Source organism: Desulfobulbus rhabdoformis (genome assembly GCF_016919065.1).
Classification (GTDB): Bacteria; Desulfobacterota; Desulfobulbia; order Desulfobulbales; family Desulfobulbaceae; genus Desulfobulbus; species Desulfobulbus rhabdoformis.
Window position 1 is genome coordinate 1 of sequence record NZ_JAFFQA010000114.1, and the last position, 1,636, is coordinate 1,636.

The window sequence follows — 1,636 nt, forward strand, 5'->3', positions numbered from 1 at the left end:
AGGAGGGGTGGGGCAGGCTGCCGAACAGAGTATTCAGGCAATGGCAGGTTCGGCCTTTGGTCCGCTCCGCTCAACCATCGCCGTGAGTCATGCAAAACAGGACGGCTATGATACAGATATTTCGACCAGCCAGGAGGTTGACGATACCGAGCTTGATTCGGTCTATCTTCGTTCAGTACTTGATCTTCCAGGAGAACACACGGTCTCTTTCGGTGGCGAATGGTCGCGTTTTGAGCGTGATGGCCTTCGGTACTACATGAAAAAAAACCGAATCCGCCAGGGCGACGACAACCGTGTTGGCGGCTATCTTCAGTATGATACAGGCGATATAGGGAGCTTCAGCGCCACAGCACGGGTCTATGGCAATCACAGTGAAGGGTCGTGGGATTTTTCCCCTTATGCCAATGCCGATTCCAATGAAAGGGATCTTGTGCAGGCAGAAATCAGGACGTTCTACCAGTTCACTCCCGAACTCCTCGTCACAACAGGTGTAGAAGGCCGGGAAGAAAAACTCGAAGGTGCTCAAATGAATAGCGGCTATGAGGGCGGAGCATCTGAAAAAAGTGGTGCGCTCTTTAGTCAACTTTCCTGGAACCCCTCGGAACAATTCAATATCACAGGAAGCCTGCGATATGACGATTACGACAGCGCCGGCAATCACCTTACGCCTCGTCTCATTGCTACATTCTATCAACAAAATTTCAAGGTCTGGGCCAGCTATGGGAAAGGATTTCGCGCAGCCACCCTGGATGAGCTGTATGGCAGCACCACCAAAAAACAGGGAAAATACCTGTATGTGGGCAATGATAATCTTGATCCTGAAATATCCGATAGCTTTGAAATTGGTCTTGAAGGACACACCGACACAATCCGTTCTTCTCTTGTTTTCTTCTATAACGACCTAGAAGACCTTATCGAAGCCCATGAGACAGGTTCATCCGGCGGTATAACCACTTTTACGTATGCAAATATCGAAAGTGCCGAAACCTATGGCCTGGAGTTCGCCGGTGGAATTGATCTCACCAAAAATCTACACTTTTCCGGTCATATCACGTGGCTGCAAACAGAAAATAAAGAGACAGGCTACGATTTGGCCACAGAGCCAGAGTGGAAAGGGCAACTGAAAGTAACCTGGCTGATTCCCCGGTTATCGCTCGAAACACAGCTACGCTACTTCTATTTTGGCGACTGTGAAGACGGTCTGGGAGCGGCAATAGATGGCTATGACGGCGTTGGCCTTCATATTGAAAAGAAATTTGGCAAAAACTATGCTGTGTACGTCGGTGTTGAGAATCTTTTTGATGAGGAAAATGATTATTTTCTTCAAGACCCCGTACAGGCCTATATCGGCCTTCGGTATACCTTATAAGGGAGTCTTGAATGATTCCTGAATCCGTGACGACGGATGGACACTGAACAACGTGTCCTTTTACAGGGGCGAAGGGTATGCTCACGGATTCAGGTCATTGTTTTTCTGCCAATCCCTCGGAGTCTGCGTTTACCTGGCCTTGATTGAAAATGTAATTCTTCAAGACATCCTTATGACCTTTTTCCTTTTCGATAGCTCTTCCCCTCCAGGGCAAGGAGCTCCGAGTTGTTGGCAAGTCGGCCGACAGCCGTCGTGGCGACAGGGGGG

Annotated in this window: 1 protein-coding gene; it reads left to right on the top strand. The window is 49.0% G+C overall.

Features of this window, described 5'->3' with window-relative positions:
- Nucleotides 1-1,369 (top strand): TonB-dependent receptor plug domain-containing protein (locus JWJ90_RS22605; RefSeq protein ID WP_205229479.1); only part of this gene is annotated, 1,369 nt, incomplete at its 5' end.
- Nucleotides 1,370-1,636 lie beyond the last annotated feature (267 nt).